This window comes from Acidovorax sp. NO-1 (assembly GCF_000238595.1).
Lineage (GTDB): Bacteria > Pseudomonadota > Gammaproteobacteria > Burkholderiales > Burkholderiaceae_C > Acidovorax.
In genome coordinates this window covers 121656-139447 of record NZ_AGTS01000143.1, presented here as the reverse complement: position 1 = coordinate 139447, position 17792 = coordinate 121656, and the positions used below count along the sequence as shown (strand labels likewise).

Below are 17792 nucleotides of genomic sequence, written 5' to 3'. Positions count from 1 at the left end.
CTAGCGGCCATTTTTACCACTATTCTGCTTCGATCTTCGAGCTTTTCACCACCTGCGCCCAGTTGGCCAGGTCGGCCTTGACCTTGTCGCCCAACTGCGCCGGAGTCTGGTAGTCGGCCGTGGCGCCCTGCTCCAGCGCCTTTTGCTTGAAGGCGGCGCTTTGCACTACGGTGCGGATGTCGGCCGTGAGCTTGTCCACCACCGGCTTGGGCACCGCAGCGGGCACAAACAACGCAAACCACGACGTCGCATCGACCTTGGGGTAACCCGCCTCGGCCGTGGTGGGCACGTCGGGCAGGCTGGGCAGGCGCTCTTTGCCGGTCACGGCCAGCACGCGCAGCTTGCCGCTGGCAATGTGGGGCATGAACGGCGGCGCGGTGCCAAACGTCAGGTCCACCTGGCCGCCCAGCAGGTCTTGCAGCGCAGGGCCGGTGCCTTTGTAGGGCACGTGCACCATCTTGATGGCGCCTTGTTGTTCCAGCATGGCGCCGGTCACGTGCTGCAGCGAGCCGTTGCCCGACGAGGCGTAGTTGAGTTTGCCGGGGTTGGCCTTGGCGTAGGCGATCAGCTCGGGCAGCGTCTTCACGGGCAGATCAGCCCGCACCACGATGATCTGCGGCGCCGAGATCACATTGGCCACGGGCTGGAAGTCCTTTTGCTCCCACTGCGGCGCTTTGGTGAGGTGGGGCGAAATGACGTGGTAGCCCGAGTACTGCATGAAGATCGTGTAGCCATCGGGCTCGGCGCGCTTGACGATGCTGGCGGCAATGTTGCCGTTGCCCCCGCCCTTGTTGTCCACCACGACCGACTGTCCCAGCACAGGCGACAGCGCCTGGGCCAGCATGCGGGCCGAGAGATCGGTGGTGCCGCCAGCGGCAGTCGGTACCACCATGACCAGGGTTTTGGCCGGGTACCCACCGCCTTGCGCCCACGCTCCGAAACTCAGCGCGGATGCCAGGGCCCCAAGGGCAATGGTCGTAAATCGTTTGCGATTGAGGTTCATGTTTTATGTCTCCTTGTGGTTGCCAAAAATAGAAATTCAGGAACGCGCGAGCGCCCTCTCACGGATCGCCTCGAAATCGGCAGGCACCGGGTGCAGCGCCAGGCGCGGGCCTGCCTTGGCGATCTGGCTCGGAATGTCGTGGCCGATGAGTGCCGGCAGCTGCTGCGCCACGACCACTAGTTGCCCCAGGTCCACGCCCGTTTCGTAGCCCATCAGCGCCAGCGCATGCACGATCTCTTCGCTGCACACATTGCCACTGGCGCCCGGCGCATAAGGGCAGCCGCCCAGGCCGCCCAGCGATGCATCGAACCGGTCCGCACCCGCGTCGATGGCGGCCAACACATTGGCCAGCCCCATGCCGCGCGTGTTGTGGAAATGCAAGGTGAACTCCACCGCCGGCCAGAGCGCGCGCGCCGCCGCCGTGAGCTTGTGCACCTGCGTGGGGTAGGCCATGCCGGTGGTGTCGCACAGCGTGATGCCGGGCACACCCAAATCCACAAAACGCTGCACCCAGCCGAACACGTCGGACTGGGGCACATCGCCCTCCATGGGGCAGCCGAACACACACGACAGCGACACATTCACCGCCACGTTGGCGCCCTGCGCCAGGGCCACCACCTGCGCCAGCGACGCGAACGACTGCTCCTGCATCATGCGCAGGTTGGCCAGGTTGTGCGTGGCACTGACCGACATGACGAGGTTCAGCTCATTCGTGCGCGACTCGATGGCGCGCTCGGCGCCGCGCAGATTGGGCACCAGCGCGGTGTAGACGGTGCCCGGGCTTCGCGTGATCTCGCGCATGACGACCTCGGCGTCTTTCAGCGCGGGAATGGCGGTGGGCGATGTGAACGAAGTCACCTCGATCTTGGCCAGGCCCGCTGCCGACAGCGCATTGCACAGCGCAATCTTGTCGGCCGTGGGCACAAAGGATTTTTCCATCTGCAGGCCGTCGCGCAGGCCGACCTCCTGCATGTGGATGCGGCGGTTCGCGCCTTGCCACACCGAATGGGACGTGCTCATTGAATCGCCCCTTTGCTGCGCAGCAACGCAATCTGCTCGGCCGTCAAACCCGCCTCGGCCAGCACCGCATCGGTGTCATCGCCCAAGTGTGGCGCACTGCTGCGGATGGTTCCGGGCGTGCCCGAGAGCTTGGGCACGATGCCGGGCACTTCCACGCTGTAGCCGTCGCGTGTCTGCTGCGTCAGCAGCATGTCGCGGGCGCGGTAGTGCGGGTCTTCGGCGATGTCCTTGGCGGTGTAAACCTTGCCCGCCGGCACGCGGGCGGCGCCCAATGCATCCAGCACCTGCTGCACAGTGCGCTGCGCGCTCCAGGCGCCAATCGCAGCGTCGATCTCTTCCACGCGGGCCACGCGGCCGGTGTTGTTGGCCAGGTCCGGCGCGGCGCCCAGGTCGGGCCTGCCAATGGCGTCCACCAGCCGCTTGAAGATGCTGTCGCCATTGCCCGCCACCAGCACCCAGCCGTCGGTGCAGGGGTAGGCGTTGCTTGGCGCAATGCCGGGCAGCGCGCTGCCCGCGGCCTCGCGCACAGCGCCAAAGGCGCTGTATTCGGGGATCAGGCTTTCCATCACGTTGAACACCGCCTCGTGCAGCGCAACGTCGATCACCTGGCCTTTGCCGCCGTTGACCTTGCGGTGGTACAGCGCAGTGAGCACGCCGATGGTGCCGTGCAGCGCGGCCAGCGTGTCACCAATCGAGACACCGACGCGCACCGGCACGCGGCCGGGCTCACCCGTCAGGTGGCGCAGGCCGCCCATGGCCTCACCGATGGCGCCAAAGCCCGGCAGGTCGCGGTACGGGCCCGTCTGGCCGTAGCCTGAGATGCGCAGCATCACGAGGCCGGGGTTGATCGCGTGCAGTTCTTCGGGCGACATGCCCCAGCCTTCCAGCGTGCCGGGGCGGAAGTTCTCGACCAGCACATCGGCTTCTGCAATCAGCTGGCGAGCGATGTCCTGGCCTTCCTTCTGGCGCAGGTCCAGCGCCACCGAGCGCTTGTTGCGCGACTGCACCTGCCACCAGACGGAGGTGCCTTCCTTGATCAGGCGCCAGTTGCGCAGCGGGTCGCCGGTCTCAGGCGCTTCGATCTTGATCACGTCGGCGCCAAACTCGCCCAGCGTCTTGCCGCAGAACGGCCCGGCGATGAGCTGGCCCATTTCGATGACACGCACGCCTTGCAGTGCGGCGGGGGAAGCGATGGAATCCATGGAAATATGTGTCTCCTGCGGGGTCGATCACCAAGCAGTCCCATGCATCCCAACCCGATCACGCTGAGCTTGTCGAAGCGCAGCGCAGGGCTTCGACAAGCTCAGCCCGAACGGTGTTGGGGTGATTCCAAAGAACCATGAACCCCTGGCTTGTTGGCGCGAATGATGCGCACAGTCCACACGACTGCAAAACGCTGATGCAAGAAGCCGCCATCGCAAACCGGCATGGCATTTGGCAAACGGCTTACCATCACGCCCTGATGAAACTCGACCCCGTCTCCCTGCGCCTGTTCGTTGCCGTGATGGAAGAAAACACCATCGCCGCTGCCGCAGCCCGCGAGCACCTGGCCGCATCGGCCGTGAGCCGCCGCCTGGCCGACTTGGAAGACGCGCTGCAGGTGGCCTTGTTCACCCGCAGCAACAAAGGCACCGAGCCCACCGCCGCCGCGTTTGCGCTGCTGAACCTGGCGCGCGGTGTGCTGAACGATCTGGACGGCATCGCCACGCAGATGCGCGACTACGGCACGGGCGTGCGCGGCCATGTGCGTGTGGTGGCCAATATTTCGGCCATCACGCAGTTTTTACCCGCCGAGTTGCAGAGCTTTTTAGAGCAACACCCGCAGGTGGATGTGCGGCTGCAGGAGCAGATCAGCAGCGCGATTGCCCAGTCCGTGGCCGAGAACGCCGCCGACGTGGGCATCCTCAACGAAGGCAGCTACGGCGAACGCGTGACGCTGCTGCCCTACCGCACCGACGAACTGGTGCTGGTGGTGCCCACCGGCCACGCGTTGGTGCGGCGCAAGTCCGTGCGCCTGGCAGACGCCCTGCCTTTTGACTTTGTGGGCGCTCACCCGGGCAGCGCCATCAACAACCAGCTGACCCGCGCGGCCGCCGAGGCGGGCCTGCCACTGCGCCTGCGCATGCAGGTGACGAGCTACGACGCGCTGTGCCTCATGGTCAACGCGGGCCTGGGTGTGGGCGTGATGCCCCGTGGCAGCGCCGCGCTGTACCGGGGCACGCTGGCCATCCGCACCGTCACGCTGAACGAGCCCTGGGCGCAGCGGCGGCTGGCGCTGTGTGTGCGGTCTGAAGAATCGCTCTCCAGCGTTGCCCGGCTGCTGGTGGAGCACCTGCGCGCGCAGCCAACGGGGCCATTACCATGAGCCGCCCCCTGCCCCCGCTCCAGTGGGATGTGTTCTGCCGCGTGATCGACAACTTTGGCGACATCGGCGTGTGCTGGCGCCTCGTGGCGCAACTGGCCGCGCTGGGCCACAGCGTACGCCTGTGGGTGGACGACGCTTCGGCCCTGCAGTGGATGGCGCCCAAAGGCTGCCCCGGCGTGGAGTTGCGCGCCTGGGGTTCGCCACCACCGAGCCCTGATGAACCCGCCCCCGATGTGATGGTGGAGGCATTCGGCTGCGACATTGCTCCTGAATTCATAGCTTATAGCGCTTATCCATCAAACGCTAGAGGCAAAAAATACTCCAAACCTATCTGGATCAACCTGGAATACCTGTCGGCAGAAGCTTACGTGGAGCGCAACCACAGGCTGCCGTCGCCCATCCTGTCCGGCCCCGCCGCAGGGTGGACGCGCTGGTTCTTCTACCCCGGCTTCACGCCCGCCACCGGCGGCTTGCTGCGCGAGCCTGACCTGATGGCACGGCGCGAGGCGTTTGACCGCAGCGCCTGGCGTGCACAGCACGCCGCCGCCTTCGGGCTGGGCGATGCTTGCGCCGAGCAGCGCTGGGTTTCGCTGTTCTGCTACGAACCCGCCGCCTTGCCGCAGCTGCTGCAGCACAGCCAGACACGGCCCACGCAGTTGCTGGTGACACCGGGCCGCCCCACGGCCGCCGTGCGGGCTGCATTGGCTGAGGGCTGTGATCAAAATATCGGTCAAAAGGGTCTCCAGCGCTTATCTGACAAGCGCGAGCAGCTATCAATTTCATATCTACCCCACCGCCCCCAGCCTGCGTTTGACGAGATGCTCTGGGCCTGTGACTTCAACGCCGTTCGGGGCGAGGACTCGCTGGTGCGGGCCCTGTGGGCGGGCCAGGCGTTTGTCTGGCACATCTATCCGCAGCACGACAACGCCCACCACGACAAACTCTGGGCATTTCTGGACTGGCTGCAGGCGCCTGCGTCGCTGCGGCTGTTTCACGCCACCTGGAACGGGCTGGACACCGCACCGCTGCAATGGCCGGACGACAACACCCTGGCCGAGTGGGCGGAATGCACCCAGGCCGCCCGGGCACGCCTGCTGATGCAGGACAACCTCGTTGCACAACTTTTGGGCTTTGTCGCCGAAAAACGGTAAAATCCGCGGCTTTGCGCAAATAAGGCGCGGCATGTCAATGCCCCCGCCCTGCGCAGTTTCGCCGCAGAACATGCACCGGCGCGCAAACCAGGCGGTTTGCCAGCCCGCGCGTTGAGCGGCCCCAACCCAAGCAACTTGCTATGAAAATCGCTCAAGAAATCCGCGCCGGCAACGTCATCATGCACGGCAAGGACCCCATGGTGGTCCTGAAGACCGAATACGCCCGCGGCGGCCGCGGTGCGGCCACCGTGCGCATGAAGCTCAAGAGCCTGATCGGCAACTTCGGCACCGAAGTTGTGTTCAAGGCCGACGACAAGATCGACAACGTGATCCTGGACAAGAAGGAGTGCACCTACTCCTACTTCGCCGACCCCATGTACGTGTGCATGGACACCGAGTACAACCAGTACGAAGTGGAAGCCGAAAACATGGGCGACTCGCTGAACTACCTGGAAGACGGTATGACGGTGGAAGTGGTGTTCTACGACGGCAAGGCCATCTCGGTCGAACTGCCCACCAGCGTCGAGCGCGAAATCACCTGGACGGAACCCGCCGTCAAGGGCGACACCTCCGGCAAGGTCATGAAGCCTGCCAAGATCGCCACCGGCTTTGAAGTGCCCGTGCCCCTGTTCGTGAGCCAAGGCGACAAGATCGAAATCGACACCCGCACCGGCGAATACCGCAAGCGCGTGTGAGGGCTTTTCGCCCTGTGTTCGCCGTCACGGCAGAACATCCGAAAACAAGGCTTCCCCCGGGAAGCCTTTTTTCATGGGCCGGGCCGGCGGGCGCTGCCAACCGGCAGGGCATCGACGCGAGGCCCCTCAGTGCTGCGCGGCGGCCGTCACCGCCGGCAACGTGAGCAGCGCACGCAAGCCCCCGAGGCCCGCAGGCTCCAGATCGAGCCGCCCCCCATACAGCGCTGCCAGGTCCTGCACGATGGCCAGGCCCAGCCCCGTGCCGGGCACGGTTTCGTCCAGACGCACCCCGCGCTGCAGCGCCTGTGCACGTTGGGCGGAACCAATGCCGGGGCCATCGTCCTCCACGCTGACAAGCAACAGGCGCTGCGCGGCATCCAATCCGGTAGGCAACAGCTGCGCCTGCACCCGCACCACAGACCGGGCCCACTTGCAGGCGTTGTCCAGCAGATTGCCCAGCATTTCCTGCAGGTCCTGCGCCTCGCCCGCAAAGAAAAGAGGCACCGGGGGCGACTCGACGCTGATATCCAGCGCCCGGTCCGAATGCACCTTGCTCATCACACGCACGAGCCCGTCCACCACCGGCTGCAGCGCGGTGCGCTGCCCGGGCAGGTGTGCAGACGCGGCCACCCGCGACCGTGCCAGGTGCCAGTCGATGTGCTTGCGCGCCACCACCACCTGCTCGCGCACCAGCGCCGCCAGCTCCTGGCCGTCGGTGGGCGGTTGCGCACGGGCCGCGTTTTCCAGCACCGTGAGGGGCGTCTTGAGCGCATGCGCCAGGTTGCCGGCCTGGGTGCGCGCGCGTTCCACCACCTCGCCATGGCGGCGCAGCACGGCGTTGAAGTCATCAGCCAGCGGCAGCACTTCGGCAGGGAAGCTGCCTTGCAATTGCGGCGCCCGGGCCTCTTGCACATCCTGCACCGCGCGTTGCAGCGCCTGCAGGGGCCTGAGCCCTACCGCCACCTGCGCCCAGGCGGCCATGGCCAGCAGCACCAGCAGCACCGCCAGCGACAGCGCCAGCACGCCCGTGAACCGGGCCGTGGCCGCCTGCGTGGCATGCAGGTCGGCGGCCACAATCAGCCGCCAGCGCGCTGCATGCACGCCCTCGGCGCGCACCGTGCGCTCCAGCACCAGCAACGGCGCGCCCTGCGGGCCTGCCATCTCATGCACATGCACGGCGCCATCGGCCAACGCATCCACCTGCAGCGCCAGGCTGGTGTCCCACAACGAGCGCGAGCGCAACACCCCTGCCCGCTCCCGCCCGTCGGGCGCCATGGCGTCCACCTGCCAATACAGGCCCGAATACGGCTTGAGCCAGCGCGGGTCCGACAGCGCCTCGGCAGCAATTGCCGGCTGCCCCTGGGCATCAAACTCGAGCCGCGCCGTGATCTGGTCCAGCTGCAGCTGCAGCGCCGCCTGAAACTGCTGCTGCACATGCTCGCGGAACAATCCGCTCAGCACCAGACCAGCCAGCACCATGGCTACGGCCACCCCCGCCAGCGTGACAGCCAGCAGCCGCACCCGCAGCGACCGGGACCAATGCATGGCTGCGGCAGCCGGCATGCCTTGCCGGTTCATGGAGGCACCAGGCGGTAACCCATGCCGCGCACGGTTTCGATGCGGGCCGAAGCCGCCGAGGACGACGAAGGGGCCGACAGCTTCTTGCGCAAGCGCCCCACAAACACTTCGATGGTGTTGGAGTCCCGGTCAAAGTCCTGCGCGTAGATGTGTTCGGTCAGCTCGGCGCGCGACACCAGAACGCCCGGCCGGTGCATGAGGTAGTCGAGCACCTTGTACTCATGGGCCGTCAGTGTCACCGGCTGGCCCGCGCAGGTCACGCGGCCGCTGCGGGTGTCCAGCGACCAGTCTCCGCACTGCAGCACGGCCGACGCCTGTCCGCTGGCGCGGCGGATCAATGCGCGGACGCGCGCCAGCAATTCTTCAAGGTGAAAGGGCTTGGTCAGATAGTCATCGGCACCGGCGTCGATGCCCGCGACTTTTTCGTGCCAGTTGTCGCGCGCGGTGAGGATCAGCACCGGCATGTTGCGCGCCCCGGCCCGCCAACGCTTGAGCACCGTGAGCCCGTCGACCACTGGCAGACCCAGGTCCAGCACGACGGCGTCCATCGCCTCGGTCTCACCCAGAAACTGCGCATCGCGGCCGTTATCGGCCTCGTCCACGGTGTAGCCCGCGCCTTGCAGCGCTGTGCGCAGCTGGGCGCGCAGCAGCGAGTCATCTTCTACCAGCAGGATGCGCATGGATCGGTGGAGGGTGGCAGATGTGTCAGAGGTCGGTCCGGCGTCACCGTCGATCTTCGCGCGATTCACGCGGCTTTACACGCAGCACCTCGGCCGTGCGCGCATCGAGCTTGACCTTGGTCAACTGCCCGGCAGGCGTCAAGAGCTTGATCTCGTAAATCCAGCGATCGCGCTCCTGCTCCAGCTCCACTTCCAGCACCTGCCCGGGCACCTCACGCTGCAGGCGCTCCAGCACCGTGGGCAGCGGCAGCACCTGGCCCGCCTGCACCGCCTGCCGGGCGCGGTCATGGTCGTCTCTGCCGCTGGCCGCCCCAGCGGGTGCCACGGCCATCGCGGCAGCGCACAGCACACACCCCACCAGGTACATGCGCCGAACCTGGCGGTCCGCAAAAGCAGCGTGGAAGGAGAAAAGCATGGGCGCATTGTCCTGCGCGAAATCTGAACGGCCGATGAACAGCCCTTTCACGCGCCGTTCAGGCAGGGATTTCAACAATCGCCACACAAAACGAAACCCACAAGGACCAAGGCATGACTTCCCTTCGCACACTGACTCTGGCGGCGTTCTGCACACTGGCAGCCACCGGCATCAGCCACGCTGCAGACACCACAGCCGCCCAGCAGCTCGCCCACTGGAGCACGCAGGCAGGCAGCCCGGGCAACGTCGACAAGGGCAAGGTGTTTTTCACCACGCGCCATGGCGGCGAATGGTCTTGCGCATCCTGCCACGGCACACCGCCCACGGCCCAGGGCAAACACGCCAGCACCGGCAAGTCGATAGCGCCGCTGGCCCCGGCCTTCAACCCCAAGGCCTTTACCGATACCGCCAAGGTGGACAAGTGGTTCCGCCGCAACTGCAACGACGTGTTGAGCCGTGAATGCACCGCGGTGGAAAAAGCCGATGTGCTGGCCTACCTCAATGCCCTCAAGCCCTGAGACCCAGACCATGAAACAACCTGCCCCCCTGCGCCCCGCGGCCCTGGCCGCTACTGTGTGCGCACTGACCCTGCTGTCACTCTCCAGCGCCCATGCAGACAGCGGGCGCACCATGCCCCGCAACGTGCCCAGTGCCTACACGCAGGAATGCGCCGCTTGCCACACCGCCTACCCGCCCGGCCTGCTGCCCGCAGCGTCGTGGAACCGCGTGATGACGGGCCTCGACAAGCACTATGGCACCGACGCATCGCTGGACGCGGCCACCGTACGCCAGCTCAACCAGTGGCTGCAAGCCCACGCTGGCACCTACAAGCGCGTGAACGAAGAGCCGCCAGAGGACCGCATTACCCGCTCGGCCTGGTTTGAACGCAAGCACCGAAAGATCGAGCCCACCACCTGGAAGCTCGCCAGCGTAAAAAGCGCCGCGAACTGCGCGGCCTGCCACACGGGCGCAGACCAGGGGCAGTTTGATGAACACGACCTGCGCATGCCGGCAGGACTGGATGCCCGCTCACGCCGCGCCTGGAACGACTGAGAGCGGTGAACAGAACTCTTCTGGCGTCGTTGCTGTGTCTTGTCGTACTGACCGTACTGCCTGCGACACAGCGCCTAGCCAGAACCGCTTCGCTGAGCCCTGTTCGCCGCTCTCGATCTGCATTGAATCTGACCTGTATCCGATCAAGGAAAACACCATGCAAACCACCCCCTCCTTCGACCCGGTCAGCGCCACAGCGCAGCCAGCGGCTGCCAAAACGCCCAGTCGCCGGGTCACCGATGCGCCCACGCGCATGTTCCACTGGCTGTTTGCGCTCTGCTTTGTGGGGGCCTACGCCACCGCCGATGGCGAGCACTGGCGGCTGGTGCACGTCACGCTGGGCTACACCATGGCGGGCCTGCTGGGCTTTCGCGTGCTGTACGGCGTCTTCGGGCCGCGCACCTCGGGCCTGGGCCTGCTGTGGCGCAAGCTGGCCGGGGCGCCCGCTTGGCTGCGCACCCTGTTCCAAGCGCGCTCCATCAGCCAGGTGAGCCAGCTGAACTGGCGCCAGGGCCAAAACCTGCTGATGGCGCTGGCGGTGGTGCTGCTGCTGGTCCTGGTCGTTCCCATCACCTTGAGCGGCTATGCCACCTACAACGACTGGGGTGACGTGTTGGGTGGCGACTGGATCGAAGAAGTGCACGAGTTCTTCGGAGAAGCCATGCTGTTTGTCGTGCTGGCCCACCTCGCATTGATTGCTGGCATGAGCGTGCTGCGGCGCAAGAACCAGGCGCTGCCCATGCTGACCGGGCGCGTGGAAGGCCCCGGGCCGAACCTGGTGCAGAAAAACCGCACCTGGCTGGCGGCAGCGCTGCTGCTGGCGGTGCTGGCGTTTGGTGCCTGGGAATGGCAGCAATCGCCAAACGGGTTGATGGACGCCGGAACAGCGATCGAACGCAGCCGAGACCACGATGACGACTGAACACCAGCCACAAACCACTTTCGAAATCAAGCCATGAAAATCTACATGTGTGTGGTCTGCGGCTGGATCTACGACGAGGCTGCGGGCCTGCCGGAGGACGGCATTGCCCCAGGAACCTTGTGGGCCGACGTGCCCGACGACTGGCGCTGCCCCGAGTGCAATGTCGGCAAGGCCGACTTTGTGATGTGCGAGGTGTGAGGCAGGGACGCTGGGTGCAGCGCACTGCGCTGCGTCAGGGTTGCAGACATCGGCGCGCGGTGTAACCGTCAAGGCCTGATGACGATCTCGCAGGGGCTCTTCAACAGGCTCTTTCACCATTGCATCCCCTGTGCAACGCAGCCTCACGCCCTACATGCCCACTACCGACTCCCCCACCGGCCTTGACTCGGCCCTTGCCGCCCAGCGCCTGCGCGAAGAAGGCCCCAACGAACTGGGCCTCAGCCAGCGCCGCACGCTGCGCGACATGGCCTGGGACGTGGTCACCGAGCCCATGTTCCTGCTGCTGCTGGGTGCAGGCGCCATCTACCTCGCCATGGGCGACGCGCACGAGGCAATGATCCTGCTGGGCTTTGTGGTCATCATCATGGCGATCACGGTGCTGCAGGAGCGCCGCACCGACAACGCGCTGAATGTGCTGCGCGACCTCTCCAGCCCCCGCGCGCTGGCAGTGCGAGGCGGCACGATGGTGCGCATAGCGGGCCGCGACGTGGTGCGCGAAGACCTCTTGATGATTGCCGAGGGCGACCGCATCCCGGCCGACGGCACGCTGCTGCAGGCGCACGAGCTGGCCACCAACGAGTCGATGCTGACGGGTGAATCCGAGCCTGTGGCCAAGCAGATTGCCGACAAGGTATTTGCAGGCACGCTGGTGGTCAGCGGCCAGGGCCTGCTGGAGGTGACGGCCGTGGGGCGGCATACCGAGCTGGGCCGCATCGGCCAGTCGCTGGACACCATTGCCCTGCAGGCCTCGCCGCTGCGCGAAGAAATGGCGCGGCTCACGCGCAAGCTGGTGGCCATCGGCCTTACGCTGTGTGCGCTGCTGGTGGCCCTGTTCTGGGCGCTGCGGGGCGACTGGCTGCAGGCCGTGCTGGCAGGCATCACGCTGGCCATGGGGGTGCTACCGCAAGAGTTGCCCGTGATCATGATCATCTTCCTGGCCCTGGCCGCGCGGCGGCTGGCGGCGCAGCAGGTGCTGACGCGGCGGCTCAACGCCATCGAGACGCTGGGCCAGACCACCGTGTTGTGTGTGGACAAGACCGGCACCCTCACGCAAAACCGCATGGCGGTGGCGGCGCTCTGCATTGCAGGGCATGAGCTGGATGTGCAGAACCTGCCCGCCGCAGCGGATGGCAGCGCGCTGCCCGACGCCTTCCACGAGCTGCTCGAATACGCCGTGCTGGCCAGCGAGATCGAGCCCCACGACCCCATGGAGCAGGCCTTTCATCGCATGGCGGCGGACCACCTGGTGGACACCGAACACCTGCACCCCGCCTGGTCGCTGGCGCGCGAATATGAGCTGTCGCCCCAGCTGCTAGCCATGAGCCACCTGTGGCGCGATGGCACCTCGGCACACGACACAGTAGCCACCAAGGGCGCGCCCGAAGCCGTGGCCGACCTGTGCCACCTGCCCGACGCCGAGCGCGCTGCCGTCAGCGCCCAGGCCGCGCGCCTGGCCGACCGGGGTCTGCGGGTGCTGGGCGTGGCCAAGGCCCGGCACCATACGCAAGACACCTGGCCCGACGCCCAGCACGACTTTGACTTTGAATGGCTGGGCCTGGTGGCCCTCGCCGACCCGCTGCGCCCCGAGGTGCCAGAGGCCATTGCACAGTGCCGCCAGGCGGGCATTCGCGTGGTGATGATCACCGGTGACCACCCCCGCACCGCGCGCGCCATTGCAGCCCAGGCGGGAATCGCCCACGACCAGGTCGTGACCGGCGATGAAATGGCCTCGATGTCCCCCGACATGCTCACCAGCAAAGCCCGGCAGGTCAGCGTGTTTGCACGCATCAAGCCACACCAGAAGCTGGCGCTGGTGGAAGCCCTCAAGGCCCAGGGCGAGGTGGTGGCCATGACCGGTGACGGCGTGAACGACGCCCCTGCCCTCAAGGCGGCACACATCGGCATCGCCATGGGCCAGCGCGGCACCGACGTGGCGCGCGAGGCCGCTGCCCTGGTGCTGCTGCACGACGACTTTGCAGCCATCGTGCTGGCGATTCACCGGGGACGGCAGACCTTTGCCAACCTGCGCCAGGCCATGGTCTACACGCTGGCGGTGCATGTACCCATCATTGGGCTGGCGCTGCTGCCGGTGCTGTTCGGGCTGCCGCTGGTGCTGGCACCGCTGCACATCGCGTTTCTGGAGCTGGTCATCGACCCGGCCTGCTCCATCGTGTTCGAGGCCGAAGAAGGTGCTGCCGACCTCATGCAGCAACCGCCACGCGGGGCTGACGAGCCCTTGCTGACCGCCCGCCACATTCTGCTGAGCGTGCTGCAGGGCAGCGTGGTGACGGCCGCCGTGGTGTGCCTGTACGCCTGGCTGCTGAGCCAGCCCGCGCAGGCCGCCACCGCCAGCACGGCCGCGTTTGTGGTGCTGGTGGCAGCCAACGCCGCGCTCATCCTGCCCAGCCGCAGCAGCCAGACCCGCTTGCGCAGCTTGTGGGCCGGGCTCACACCCGTCAGCCTGTGGGTGATGGGTGGCACGCTGGCGGCGCTGACGGCCATCACCACCGTGCCATGGCTGGCCAGTGCATTCAAGTTTGCGCCGCTGTCGCCCCTGCACTGGCTCATGGCGGTGCTGGCCGGGCTGGCGCTGGTGGTGGTGTTTGCAGCCAACACACAGTGGCTTCGGCCCGCCGCGCCGGCACGCACCCCTTCGCCTGTCTGACCCTTTCGGCAGCAGCGGCAGAACGCCTTAGAACTCTGCCGAAATCGCCGCCCGCAGCAAGGTTGCTGCGGGCTCCACCAGCTCATGCAGCTGCCCGGCACGCTCCTGCTCGATGGATTGCAGCACCATCTCGTTGATGCCCCCCACCACCGCCATGGCCATCATGGGCTGCAGCGGTGCCTTGCGCTTGCGCTCGCCGGGGCGGTTGTTCACGACATCCAGCATCAAATCGGCCAGCTGTTTGTTGGCGCGGCGGCGCGCTGCCAAGCCTGCGCTGCCCAGTCCCAGTATCTCGATGAACAAGGTGCGCAGCAGCACGGGGTTGCGGGCCAGCACGCCGAAGTAGGCGCCCATGGCCTGCTCCACCTGGGTCTGCCAGTCGCTGTGCGGGTCAATGGCAGCGCGCAGCACCGCGATGGCGTTGCCGCTGGCGGCCTCGTACAGGGCGATCAGACACTCGGCCTTGTCGGCAAAGTTTTCGTAGAAGGTGCGGCGTGACACGCTGGCTTCGCGCACGATGTCGGCAATGGTGGTGTCGGCATAGCCCTTGGCAGCCACCGCGCGGGCCATGCCCTCCAGCAGCCGGGCGCGGTGGACGTTGTCTGCTACGGGGGAAAGGACTTCGGTCATGGCGGGTCAGAGGGTGGTGAATTTGCATTAGGTACTTGACAGTACCACATTTGACCTGCATCATACAAACCACTGGTACCATCAAGTACCAACCCGTTCTTCCCCCGCAGCCCGATCCCGGAGATTGCCCCATGACCGAACTCGTCGTCCGCCGCCTGCTGATAGACCTGGAAACCCCTTTCGAGCGCCAATGGTGTGGCGGCGATGCGTTTCGCACCGCGCTGTTCAACGCGCTGTCGATGAGCTTTCCGGTGGGCGAGCAGTTCTTCATCGACGCGGTCCGAGACGGCCACAAGGCCTTGCCCGTCGACAAGCAAGCGCAATTTGCAGACGAAGTGCGTGGCTTCATCGGGCAAGAGGCCACCCACCGCCGCATCCACGCGCTGTTCAACGGCCACCTCGACCGGCAGGGCCTCGTCAACGCATGGGCCCCGCGTGCGCAGGAGCGCATGAAACTGTTTGCGGGTGCCGACCCGCGCCACCCGCTGGCCGTGACGGCCGCCAACGAACACTTCACCGCCCTGCTGGCCGAATGGCTGCTGGCCCACCCCGAGGCGCTGCTGGGTGCCGAGCCGCGCCTGGCCACAATGTGGCAATGGCATTGCGCCGAAGAGTCCGAGCACAAGAACACTGCCTTTGACATCTACCAGGCCCTGGGCGGAAACCACGAGTGGCGCATCACATGGTTTCGCCGCATCACCGTGGTGTTCCTGGGCGACGTGCTGCGCCAGACGGTGCTGAACCTGCACAAAAGCGGAACGCTGTGGAAGTGGAGCACCTTGACAAGCGCAGCGCGCACGCTGTTTGGCAAGGGCGGCCTGGTTCGCGAAACCTGGCGCCCGTGGCGCGAATACCTGCGGCGCGACTTTCACCCCAGCCAGCACGGCACCGATCTGTCACAGCGGTGGCTGGCGGACCACAGCGACTCCTACACACCCGTGGGCGCGCGCTGACCACAACAACCTGAAACCATGACTTCAAAGAAAACGCCCCGGCACACCGGCCGGGTAGGCGAAGCTTTGCTTTGCCTGATCGCATCGGCTCCACTGGCGCTGATGCCAGTGCAGACCCAGGCTGCGCCCATGGCTTTTGACGCCGCGCTGCAGCAGCTGCAGCAGCGCTCCGACCAGCTGGCTGCGTCGCGCAACGCCGTCGAAGGCGCCCAGCTGCGCCGCGACGCCCTGCAGCGCCTGGGTGGCCCGGTGGTCAACCTGACCGGCGCTGCCTACCGCTACAACGCCAACCTGGATGTGGACCTGAACCCACTGAATCAGGCCCTGCCCGGTGTGCTGTCGCAACTGCCGCCGCAGCTTGCGGGCCCGCTGGCGCAGATGCCCCACCTGCCGCCGGGCTACACGCTCCACCGCAGCAAGAGTGATACCACCGCGTCGGTCTCCGCCATCTGGCCCCTGTACATGGGCGGCGCCAGCAACGCAGCCCGTGGCCTGCTGGATGCCCAAGCCCAAGAAGCCCAGGCCGACGCCGCCAAAACCGGCCATGAGGCCACCACCCTGCTGGTGCTGCGCTACTTTGGCGCCCAGCTGGCCGAGCGCGCTGCCCTGCTGCGCGAATCGGCCCTTGCCACCATCGAGCAGCACGACGCCGCCGCACAGAAGATGCTGGACGCCGGCGTGATCGCCCGGGTGGATCGGCTGCAGGCCCGCTCGGCCCTGGAAGACGCCCGCCGCAACGCCCGCAAAGCCCGCGACGACGCGGAGCTGGCCGCCACGGCCCTGACGCGCACCCTCAAGGCGACCGACCCTGTCACGCCCACCAGCCCCCTGTTTGTGCTGAGCCAGCCGGTCGAGCCCCTGCCCCACTTCATCGACACCGCCTTGGCCCGCCACCCCGGGCTGGACAAGGTGGCCGCCAAAAAAGAGCAAGCCACGCAACTGCATGCCGCTCAGGAGGCCTTGCGCAAGCCGCAGGTGTTTGCGTTCGGCCAGCGCCAGCTCAAGACCGGCCGCGACGCAGACTGGGTGGCTGGCGTGGGCGTGCGCTGGACGCTGTTCGATTCCATCGACCGCAACGCGCTCGCTGAATCGTCCAGCCGCCAGATCGAGCAGGCCGAGCGCACCGGCGCGCAGGCGCAGAACAACATTGCCCTGCTGGTGGAAAAGCGCTGGCTGGCCCTGGAACAGGCGCGCCGCGCCTACTTTGCGCTGCAACCGGGGCTGGATCTGGCCGACGAAGTGCTGCGCCTGCGCACCTCCGGCCTGAAGGCGGGCACCAGCACCACGCTGGACCTGATCGACGCCCAGGTCAACCAGGCCAAGGCGCATACCGAACGCGCCCAGGCCGCCCACGACTACGTGAAGGCACTGGCCGACCTGCTGGAAAGCTGCGGCCTGTCGGAAGACTTTGGCAAATACATGGCGCGCGCTGATGCGCTGAAAGTGGAGTGAAGAGCATGCGCAAGAAAACAGCAGCCGTCGGCGCAGTGGCCTTTGTGGCCGTGGCAGGCTTTGTGGGCGTTGGCCTGTGGAAGGCCTCGCAGCCCGCGCCCGAGGTGTTCCAGGGCCAGATCGAAGCGCAAGAGGCCGACATCGCCCCCAAGGTCACCGCGCGCATCGCGCAGATCCTGGTGAAGGAAGGCGACCAGATCACCGTGGGCGCCCCGCTGATCCGCATGGACAGCCCCGAGGTGCAAGCCAAGCTGGCCCAGGCCACGGCGGCGCAAGAGGCTGCCCAGGCGGTGGCCGACAAGGCCCAGCACGGCGCACGCCCGCAAGAAATTGAGATGGCCCGACTGAACTGGCAGCGCGCCGTGGCCGCCGCCGATCTGGCCGATTCGTCCTTCAAACGCGTGGATGGCCTGGCCCGCGAGGGCCTGGTGGCCGCGCAAAAACGCGACGAGGCCGAGGCCAACTTCAAGGCCGCGCGCGACCAGGCGCTGGCCGCCAAGGCCCAGTACGACCTGGCCCGCGCCGGTGCCCGCACCGAAGACCGATCCGTCGCCAGCGCCCAGGCGCGCCAGGTGGCGGGCGTGGTGGCGGAAGTGCGGGCGGCCCAGGCCGAGACCGAGCTCAAGAGCCCCGTGGCCGGCGAAGTGGCCAAGGTGCTGGCGCGAACGGGAGAGCTGTCGCCCCAGGGCGTGGCCGTGGTCACGGTGGTGGACCTGAAGGACCAGTGGATGGTGCTGAACGTGCGCGAGGACCGCCTGCAACGCTTTGCCATCGGCAGCGAGTTTGACGCCACATTGCCCGCGCTGGGCAGCAAGCCGGTGAGGTTCAAGGTCTATCACACGGCCGCGCTGCCGGACTTTGCCACCTGGCGCGCCACGCGCGCAGGCCATGGCTTTGACGCCCGCACCTTTGAAGTGCGAGCGCGCCCGGCCGCGCCCATCGAAGGCGCGCGCCCCGGCATGACGGTGCTGGTACTTTAAAAATTAGAGTC

General features: G+C 66.8%; 18 protein-coding genes. 11 read left to right on the top strand and 7 right to left on the bottom strand.

Features of this window, described 5'->3' with window-relative positions:
• Positions 1-19 precede the first annotated feature (19 nt).
• The 3 genes from KYG_RS20305 to KYG_RS20295 are packed head-to-tail and all read right to left on the bottom strand — an operon-like array spanning position 20 to position 3225.
• Entirely contained in the window at positions 20-1003 is a 984-nt protein-coding gene (locus KYG_RS20305; protein WP_008906806.1) for a tripartite tricarboxylate transporter substrate binding protein, read from the bottom strand.
• A 36-nt stretch (positions 1004-1039) separates the two neighbouring features.
• Positions 1040-2023, bottom strand: coding sequence for a hydroxymethylglutaryl-CoA lyase (locus tag KYG_RS20300; protein ID WP_008906805.1), 984 nt, complete (start codon positions 2021-2023; stop codon positions 1040-1042).
• Positions 2020-3225, bottom strand: coding sequence for a CaiB/BaiF CoA-transferase family protein (locus KYG_RS20295; protein ID WP_008906804.1), 1206 nt, complete (start codon positions 3223-3225; stop codon positions 2020-2022). The genes KYG_RS20300 and KYG_RS20295 overlap by 4 nt, the downstream gene beginning before the upstream one ends.
• Before the next feature lie 260 nt (positions 3226-3485).
• Here KYG_RS20295 and KYG_RS20290 point away from each other — a divergent pair, with 260 nt between their 5' ends.
• From KYG_RS20290 to efp, 3 genes are all read left to right on the top strand, one after another.
• A complete protein-coding gene (locus KYG_RS20290) occupies positions 3486-4388 on the top strand; it encodes a LysR family transcriptional regulator (protein ID WP_034695578.1) in 903 nt (300 codons plus the stop codon).
• Positions 4385-5539: an elongation factor P maturation arginine rhamnosyltransferase EarP gene (earP, locus tag KYG_RS20285; RefSeq protein ID WP_008906802.1), complete on the top strand. Its 1155-nt coding sequence runs from the start codon at positions 4385-4387 to the stop codon at positions 5537-5539. The genes KYG_RS20290 and earP overlap by 4 nt, the downstream gene beginning before the upstream one ends.
• Before the next feature lie 140 nt (positions 5540-5679).
• Positions 5680-6234, top strand: a complete 555-nt coding sequence (gene efp / locus KYG_RS20280; protein ID WP_008906801.1) for an elongation factor P — start codon at positions 5680-5682, stop codon at positions 6232-6234.
• Positions 6235-6360: 126 nt separating this feature from the next.
• Here the strand turns inward: efp and KYG_RS20275 are convergent, their stop codons facing one another.
• The 3 genes from KYG_RS20275 to KYG_RS20265 are packed head-to-tail and all read right to left on the bottom strand — an operon-like array spanning position 6361 to position 8907.
• Positions 6361-7812 (bottom strand): sensor histidine kinase, encoded by a 1452-nt coding sequence (locus KYG_RS20275; RefSeq protein WP_139019426.1) that lies wholly within the window; start codon positions 7810-7812, stop codon positions 6361-6363.
• Complete coding sequence (locus KYG_RS20270) at positions 7809-8492, bottom strand: response regulator transcription factor (RefSeq protein WP_008906799.1); 684 nt, start codon at positions 8490-8492, stop codon at positions 7809-7811. Before KYG_RS20270 ends, KYG_RS20275 begins: the two co-directional genes overlap by 4 nt.
• Positions 8493-8535: 43 nt before the next feature.
• Positions 8536-8907, bottom strand: coding sequence for a PepSY domain-containing protein (locus KYG_RS20265; protein WP_034695574.1), 372 nt, complete (start codon positions 8905-8907; stop codon positions 8536-8538).
• Between the two features lie 113 nt (positions 8908-9020).
• On the opposite strand from KYG_RS20265, the gene KYG_RS20260 reads away from it, so the two are divergent.
• The 5 genes from KYG_RS20260 (at position 9021) to KYG_RS20240 (ending at position 13766) form a co-directional block, all read left to right on the top strand.
• Positions 9021-9425: a DUF1924 domain-containing protein gene (locus tag KYG_RS20260; protein ID WP_008906797.1), complete on the top strand. Its 405-nt coding sequence runs from the start codon at positions 9021-9023 to the stop codon at positions 9423-9425.
• A 10-nt stretch (positions 9426-9435) separates the two neighbouring features.
• A complete protein-coding gene (locus KYG_RS20255) occupies positions 9436-9960 on the top strand; it encodes a diheme cytochrome c (protein ID WP_008906796.1) in 525 nt (174 codons plus the stop codon).
• Positions 9961-10117: 157 nt separating this feature from the next.
• Positions 10118-10882 (top strand): cytochrome b/b6 domain-containing protein, encoded by a 765-nt coding sequence (locus KYG_RS20250; protein WP_008906795.1) that lies wholly within the window; start codon positions 10118-10120, stop codon positions 10880-10882.
• A gap of 33 nt (positions 10883-10915) precedes the next feature.
• Entirely contained in the window at positions 10916-11080 is a 165-nt protein-coding gene (locus tag KYG_RS20245) for a rubredoxin (protein WP_008906794.1), read from the top strand.
• A gap of 154 nt (positions 11081-11234) precedes the next feature.
• Positions 11235-13766 carry a cation-translocating P-type ATPase gene (locus tag KYG_RS20240; RefSeq protein WP_008906793.1) on the top strand — a complete coding sequence of 844 codons (2532 nt, stop codon included), beginning with the start codon at positions 11235-11237 and terminating at the stop codon, positions 13764-13766.
• A 27-nt stretch (positions 13767-13793) separates the two neighbouring features.
• Here the strand turns inward: KYG_RS20240 and KYG_RS20235 are convergent, their stop codons facing one another.
• The gene (locus KYG_RS20235) at positions 13794-14396 is read right to left on the bottom strand and encodes a TetR/AcrR family transcriptional regulator (RefSeq protein WP_034695552.1); all 603 of its coding nucleotides are present in this window, start codon (positions 14394-14396) and stop codon (positions 13794-13796) included.
• Positions 14397-14527: 131 nt separating this feature from the next.
• Here KYG_RS20235 and KYG_RS20230 point away from each other — a divergent pair, with 131 nt between their 5' ends.
• The 3 genes from KYG_RS20230 to KYG_RS20220 are packed head-to-tail and all read left to right on the top strand — an operon-like array spanning position 14528 to position 17781.
• Positions 14528-15349 carry a metal-dependent hydrolase gene (locus tag KYG_RS20230; RefSeq protein WP_008906791.1) on the top strand — a complete coding sequence of 274 codons (822 nt, stop codon included), beginning with the start codon at positions 14528-14530 and terminating at the stop codon, positions 15347-15349.
• 18 nt (positions 15350-15367) lie between these two features.
• On the top strand, positions 15368-16801 hold the full coding sequence (locus KYG_RS20225) for a TolC family protein (RefSeq protein ID WP_139019425.1): 1434 nt from the start codon (positions 15368-15370) through the stop codon (positions 16799-16801).
• 5 nt (positions 16802-16806) lie between these two features.
• Positions 16807-17781 (top strand): HlyD family secretion protein, encoded by a 975-nt coding sequence (locus KYG_RS20220; RefSeq protein WP_008906789.1) that lies wholly within the window; start codon positions 16807-16809, stop codon positions 17779-17781.
• Positions 17782-17792: the final 11 nt, after the last annotated feature.